This is a genomic window from Streptomyces sp. NPDC002793 (assembly GCF_040295485.1).
In the GTDB taxonomy this organism is placed as follows: Bacteria; Actinomycetota; Actinomycetes; order Streptomycetales; family Streptomycetaceae; genus Streptomyces.
On the sequence record NZ_JBEOVL010000021.1, the window covers coordinates 128053 to 134616 of the forward strand.

Below are 6564 nucleotides of genomic sequence, written 5' to 3' on the forward strand. Positions count from 1 at the left end.
CGTGCCGAGTCGCAAACCGGAGCTCATAGCCGACCCGAAACCGGATCTCGCGCAGATCTTCATACCGGCCCGTCGGTAAATAGGCCGGCCATCACCGTCCGCCGCGCCAGGACGAGCGATGTGACGTCCGTCCGCGGCCTCCTCGACGGCTACGTCTCGGAAGGCATCCTGCTCGACAAAGCCACGGTGACGCTTTACGAGGACATCCAGGAGTTCTGGGTGGCCGAACGCGACGAGGACGCCCGTGTCATCGGCTGCGGGGCACTCCACGTGATGTGGGAAGACCTCGCCGAAGTCCGAACTCTTGCCGTCGATCCCGGCATCAAGGGCGCCGGAGTGGGCCATCAGGTTCTGGACAAGCTCTTGCAGACCGCGCGCTGGCTCGGCGTCCGGCGGGTTTTCTGCCTCACGTTCGAAGTCGACTTCTTCGCCGCGCACGGCTTCACCGAGATCGGAGAGACGCCGGTCGACGGAGATGTCTACAGCGAGCTGCTGCGTTCCTATGACGAGGGCGTCGCCGAGTTCCTGGGTCTCGAACGAGTGAAGCCGAACACCTTGGGTAACAGCCGGATGCTTCTGCACCTGTGACCGGCGGAAGATGCCGGAACCCTATGTCCGAATCGCGCATGTTTCCCGTGTTCTTGAGCTCCTGAACCCCTGCCAAGGGTTTGTGTTTTCCGGAGAAAAGCGGTTTCCTTTCCGCGTACTGCATTTTTCGATGAAAGGAAATCCGGTGGCACAGAAGGTTCAGGTCCTTCTTGTTGATGACCTCGACGGTGGCGAGGCGGACGAGACCGTGACGTTCGCTCTCGATGGCAAGACCTACGAGATCGACCTCACCACGTCCAACGCGGACAAGCTCCGTGGGCTTCTTGAGCCGTACGCCAAGAGTGGCCGTCGCACCGGTGGTCGCGCCGCGACCGGCCGTGGCAAGGGCCGCGCTGTTACGGGTGGCAACAAGGACACCGCCGAGATCCGTCGGTGGGCGCGCGAGAACGGCCACAACGTGAATGACCGCGGCCGCGTTCCCGCCGAGATCCGTGAGGCTTACGAGAAGGCCAACGGCTGACCTGTCGGCCGATGGGTCCACAGGTGCGTCCTGGCCTGCGCGAGCCGGGCGCGGTGGCACTCCGTCGCCACGGCGTCCACGAGCCGGACGAGATCGGGAGCATCCCCACCCCTGCTCCCGAGGCCGCCGAGGGCCGGGAGCGACGGTTCCACCTCCTGGCGCGATCCGGGGGGCCGCAGCCAGAACGCGGCCCCCGGCGAGTTCGCCGTGCCACCCGGAGGCGCCGGAGCCACGATGTGCCCCCCGAGACCGCGGGCGGACAGGTCGAGACCGATTCCGCCCCATTCCAGCCAGTCGAGCAGGCCGGGCAACTCCTCGGCACTGCCCGCGGCCACCAGTAGCCGCATCCGCCGTCCCTCCAGCGCCACCGGGCCGGTGCGCCCGATCCGCCGCAGCGCCGCGTGACCCGCGTCGGCGGGCAGCTCCAGAACGTCGAAGTGGAGCCCCGTCGGCAGCAGCACCGGCGACGTGCCTGTCGTGGCCCAGCCGAGTTCGCGGGCGTACCACTGCGCGCAGTCGCGGGATTCCGGCGACGAGCGGGGAGGCGGGACGGGGGAAGCCATGCCGGATGAACCGCCGAACCGGCCCCGAGGTTACGCGCTGTCCGCCCCCGGATGCTCTCTGTGTCTGCCGTGGGGGCGCGTGGAGGCGCCCCGTGGCGCGAAGTTGTTCGCCCGTAGCGGAGGAAACGGGGGTGCGCCGCATGGACTGTCAGTGAGTGCGGGTAAGACATCCCTAGTGGGAAGGGACGACACGCGGGCAAAAACGTCTCACGTTCGCCATCGGCGTACTGGCGAAAGGGCTATCTGCCTGGCCTGCGGGAACATCGTCTCGCACCATCGGGTTGGAGCAGTTGTCGGCGTTCGGGGCGGGAGCTCCCCCGGGAAGCAGGGCCGGGTGTCGGCAGTTGAAATGAGCGGTCCCCGCTTGCGGGACTAAGCTGCGGAAGGACAGGGAGGGGACCGACCCCTTACTGCCTGACCGCTCTGAGGAGCGATTAACGATGTTCGAGAGGTTCACCGACCGCGCGCGGCGGGTTGTCGTCCTGGCTCAGGAAGAAGCCCGGATGCTCAACCACAACTACATCGGCACCGAGCACATCCTCCTGGGCCTGATCCACGAGGGTGAGGGTGTCGCCGCTAAGGCCCTGGAGAGCCTCGGGATTTCGCTCGAGGCGGTCCGCCAGCAGGTGGAGGAGATCATCGGTCAGGGCCAGCAGGCCCCGTCCGGGCACATCCCCTTCACTCCCCGGGCGAAGAAGGTCCTGGAGCTGTCGCTCCGCGAGGCCCTCCAGCTCGGCCACAACTACATCGGCACGGAGCACATCCTGCTCGGCCTGATCCGCGAGGGCGAGGGCGTCGCCGCCCAGGTCCTCGTGAAGCTGGGCGCCGACCTGAACCGGGTGCGGCAGCAGGTCATCCAGCTGCTCTCCGGGTACTCGGGAGGCAAGGAGGCCGCCACCGCCGGCGGCCCCGCCGAGGGCACGCCCTCCACCTCCCTGGTGCTCGACCAGTTCGGCCGGAATCTCACCCAGGCCGCTCGTGAGTCCAAGCTCGACCCGGTCATCGGGCGCGAGAAGGAGATCGAGCGGGTCATGCAGGTGCTGTCCCGCCGTACGAAGAACAACCCGGTCCTCATCGGCGAGCCCGGCGTCGGCAAGACGGCGGTCGTCGAGGGCCTGGCCCAGGCCATCGTCAAGGGCGAGGTGCCCGAGACCCTCAAGGACAAGCACCTCTACACCCTCGACCTCGGTGCGCTGGTCGCCGGTTCCCGCTACCGCGGTGACTTCGAGGAGCGGCTGAAGAAGGTCCTCAAGGAGATCCGCACCCGCGGCGACATCATCCTGTTCATCGACGAGCTCCACACCCTGGTGGGTGCGGGCGCCGCCGAGGGCGCGATCGACGCGGCGAGCATCCTCAAGCCGATGCTGGCGCGAGGCGAGCTCCAGACCATCGGTGCCACGACGCTCGACGAGTACCGCAAGCACCTGGAGAAGGACGCCGCGCTCGAGCGCCGCTTCCAGCCCATCCAGGTCGCGGAGCCGACGCTGCCGCACACCATCGAGATCCTCAAGGGTCTGCGCGACCGTTACGAGGCGCACCACAGGGTCTCCATCACGGACGAGGCGCTGGTCCAGGCCGCAACCCTGGCCGACCGGTACGTGTCCGACCGCTTCCTGCCGGACAAGGCGATCGACCTGATCGACGAGGCCGGCTCCAGGATGCGCATCCGTCGGATGACCGCGCCGCCGGACCTCCGCGAGTTCGACGAGAAGATCGCGGGCGTCCGCCGCGACAAGGAGTCGGCCATCGACTCCCAGGACTTCGAGAAGGCGGCTTCGCTCCGTGACAAGGAGAAGCAGCTGCTGGCGGCGAAGGCCAAGCGGGAGAAGGAGTGGAAGGCCGGCGACATGGACGTCGTCGCCGAGGTCGACGGCGAGCTGATCGCCGAGGTCCTGGCAGCCTCCACCGGCATTCCGGTCTTCAAGATGACGGAGGAGGAGTCCTCCCGTCTGCTGCGCATGGAGGACGAGCTCCACAAGCGCGTCATCGGCCAGAAGGACGCCATCAAGGCCCTCTCGCAGGCGATCCGCCGTACGCGAGCCGGTCTGAAGGACCCGAAGCGCCCGGGTGGTTCGTTCATCTTCGCCGGCCCGTCCGGTGTCGGTAAGACGGAGCTCTCCAAGACGCTCGCGGAATTCCTGTTCGGTGACGAGGACGCGTTGATCGCCCTCGACATGTCGGAGTTCAGCGAGAAGCACACGGTTTCCCGCCTCTTCGGTTCGCCCCCCGGTTACGTGGGATACGAGGAGGGTGGCCAGCTCACGGAGAAGGTGCGTCGCAAGCCGTTCTCCGTCGTCCTCTTCGACGAGGTCGAGAAGGCCCACCCCGATATCTTCAATTCCCTGCTCCAGATTCTGGAGGACGGTCGTCTGACCGACTCCCAGGGTCGGGTCGTGGACTTCAAGAACACGGTCATCATCATGACGACCAACCTCGGGACCCGGGACATCTCCAAGGGCTTCAACCTGGGCTTCGCGGCCCAGGGAGACGTGAAGACGAACTACGAGCGGATGAAGAACAAGGTCAACGAAGAGCTCAAGCAGCACTTCCGGCCCGAGTTCCTCAACCGTGTCGACGACACGGTCGTCTTCCACCAGCTCACCGAGGAAGACATCATCCAGATCGTCGACCTGATGGTCGACAAGGTGGACGAGCGCCTCAAGGACCGCGACATGGGCATCGAGCTCAGTGCCGAGGCCAAGTCGCTCCTGGCGAAGAAGGGCTACGACCCCGTGATGGGCGCCCGGCCACTGCGTCGGACGATCCAGCGCGAGATCGAGGACATCCTGTCGGAGAAGATCCTCTTCGGCGAGCTGCGTCCCGGTCACATCGTGGTCGTGGGCACCGAGGGCGAAGGGGACGAGAAGAAGTTCTCGTTCCGCGGCGAGGAGAAGTCCCCGCTGCCCGACGTCCCGCCGATCGAGCAGGCAGCGGGCGGCGGCCCGAACCTGTCGAAGGAAGCGTAGGGCGCGTAGCGCGGATACGTCGAAGGGGCTGCCCCGGACCGGTTTTCGGTCCGGGGCAGCCCCTTCTCCGCGTCGCGGTACGCCTCGATGCCCGGTTTCAGCGCCGCGTCGGGCCCCGGGGCCGAAGGTCCCGAAACGGACGGGCGTCCGACCCACCGACGGTGACAAGGCGCACAGGCCCCGAGAGGCCTACGAAGCTCCTTAGGAGAAGCGGTGGTCACTGGTCCCGGGACCTTGGTCCTGCCGTGGGTGAGTCCTCCGGCAAGGAGGGTGATATGACCGTCTTGCTGGCCTGTGTCCCGGAAGGGTGCCTTTGGAGCAGGGGCTAAACCCGCTTCGCGGAAAATGCCGAGTGGATCGTACGGTGCCGCAGCCCCGGTGAGCGCGAGGAATTCCCACCCCTTCGACTACGGCTTTTGATCGTAGATGGGGTGTTTGAGTGTTGTGGGGGGTGCGGGTTACCAAGGTGGAGCAAGCCCGGTCGAGCACTGGGTCCCAGTCACCCCGGAGGTTCCCCCGCATGTCGAAGCGCGTTACGTTCCAGCACTCCGCCCGCCCGTCCATGTCCCGCGCCAGTGGCGCCGTCGTGGCCGCCGGCCTGGGTGCGTCGATGGTGTTCGGTGCGGGCGCGGCGTTCGCGTCCGGCACGACGGGCAACGCGGACACCGCCGCCCTCGCCGGCGCGGCCACCGCCGACTCCGTCGCCCAGCAGGCGAGCGCCCAGAGCAAGGCCGCCGAGAAGGCGAAGGCCGGTAAGGCCGACACCAAGGAGGAGGCGGCCGCGAAGAAGAAGGCCGCGGCCAAGAAGAAGGCCGCTTCCTGGGAGGCTCCGGTCAGCAAGTACGAGCTGAGCGCCACCTACGGCACCGGCGGCGGCCGCTGGGCCAGCAAGCACTCCGGCCAGGACTTCGCGGTTCCGATCGGCACCAAGGTCGAGGCCGCGCACACCGGCCGGGTCGTCAAGGCCGGCCCGAACGGCGGCGGCGACGGTCCCGCGTACGGCAACGCCGTCGTGGTCAAGCACGCCAACGGCACGTACTCGCAGTACGCGCACCTGTCGAAGATCCACGTCAAGATCGGCGACCGCGTGAAGACGGGCGACAAGATCGCCCTGTCCGGCAACACCGGAAACTCCAGCGGCCCGCACCTGCACTTCGAGATCCGGACCAGCCCGAACTACGGCTCGGCGATCAACCCGGTCTCGTTCCTGAACTCCGTGCACGTCAACATCTGACGCGCGTCCCGTAGCCGCTAAGCGGCGGGCCCCGGGTCATGGGCCTTGGTCACCAGCTCGAAGGCGACCTCGAGAGCAGCCGCGCGCTTCTCGTCGGGGTCGCCTTCGGCGTCCCTGAGGGCCATCGTTCCGGCGTGCATCGCGAAGAGCGCGGTGAAACAGCGCACCTGGTCGGTGAGCGGGGCCTCGGGGTCCTTGATCAGGTCCACCAGGGCGATGACCCGCTCCTTCATGGTGTGGCCGATGCTCAGCTCGCGCACCGTCGCCTGGTTCTCCTGCATGAAGACGAAGAGCGGTGCGGCGGCCTTGAGCGCCTGGCTGTAGCGGACCAGGATCTCCTTCTTCGTCTCCAGGGTGCGCGGCTGCCCCTCGCCCCAGGCGATGAGCTCCTCGACGGGCCGGTTCAGGTCCTCGAAGATGCTGATGAGGATGTCTTCCTTGGTCTTGAAGTGGTAATACAGCGCCGCCTTGGTGACCTGCAGCTGCTCGGCGATCTCGCGGAGCGAGGTCTTCTCGTACCCCTGCTCGACGAAGAGCTCCAGGGCGACGTCCTGAATGCGCTGGCGGGTGTTGCCCCGGCGCGGCTGCGGCGTGCTGCCCATGCGACTCTCCCAAGAACTTACTTGACGCCCGGCTAGTAGGGCTTGGTCAGGTCGGACATGGGTGAGCGTGTCCTTTCGGTCGGTGTTGCGTTGACAGGGTGTGACTCCGGATGAGATTGCGGCTGTGCGT

6 protein-coding genes are annotated in these 6564 nt (G+C 67.1%); 4 read left to right on the forward strand and 2 right to left on the reverse strand.

Annotated features, from left to right (window positions below):
- Positions 1-90: 90 nt before the first annotated feature.
- Both ABT001_RS21645 and ABT001_RS21650 read left to right on the forward strand, forming a co-directional pair.
- Complete coding sequence (locus ABT001_RS21645) at positions 91-588, forward strand: amino-acid N-acetyltransferase (RefSeq protein WP_351279890.1); 498 nt, start codon at positions 91-93, stop codon at positions 586-588.
- 145 nt (positions 589-733) lie between these two features.
- On the forward strand, positions 734-1069 hold the full coding sequence (locus ABT001_RS21650; RefSeq protein ID WP_351279859.1) for a histone-like nucleoid-structuring protein Lsr2: 336 nt from the start codon (positions 734-736) through the stop codon (positions 1067-1069).
- On the opposite strand, the gene ABT001_RS21655 is transcribed toward ABT001_RS21650, so the two are convergent.
- On the reverse strand, positions 1048-1632 hold the full coding sequence (locus ABT001_RS21655; RefSeq protein WP_351279862.1) for an SCO3374 family protein: 585 nt from the start codon (positions 1630-1632) through the stop codon (positions 1048-1050). The two genes, ABT001_RS21650 and ABT001_RS21655, sit on opposite strands and share 22 nt — an antisense overlap.
- Before the next feature lie 440 nt (positions 1633-2072).
- On the opposite strand from ABT001_RS21655, the gene ABT001_RS21660 reads away from it, so the two are divergent.
- Complete coding sequence (locus ABT001_RS21660; RefSeq protein WP_351279864.1) at positions 2073-4598, forward strand: ATP-dependent Clp protease ATP-binding subunit; 2526 nt, start codon at positions 2073-2075, stop codon at positions 4596-4598.
- Between the two features lie 520 nt (positions 4599-5118).
- Positions 5119-5832: a M23 family metallopeptidase gene (locus ABT001_RS21665; protein WP_351279866.1), complete on the forward strand. Its 714-nt coding sequence runs from the start codon at positions 5119-5121 to the stop codon at positions 5830-5832.
- 17 nt (positions 5833-5849) lie between these two features.
- On the opposite strand, the gene ABT001_RS21670 is transcribed toward ABT001_RS21665, so the two are convergent.
- The gene (locus ABT001_RS21670) at positions 5850-6434 is read right to left on the reverse strand and encodes a TetR/AcrR family transcriptional regulator (protein WP_351279869.1); all 585 of its coding nucleotides are present in this window, start codon (positions 6432-6434) and stop codon (positions 5850-5852) included.
- Between the last annotated feature and the right edge of the window lie 130 nt (positions 6435-6564).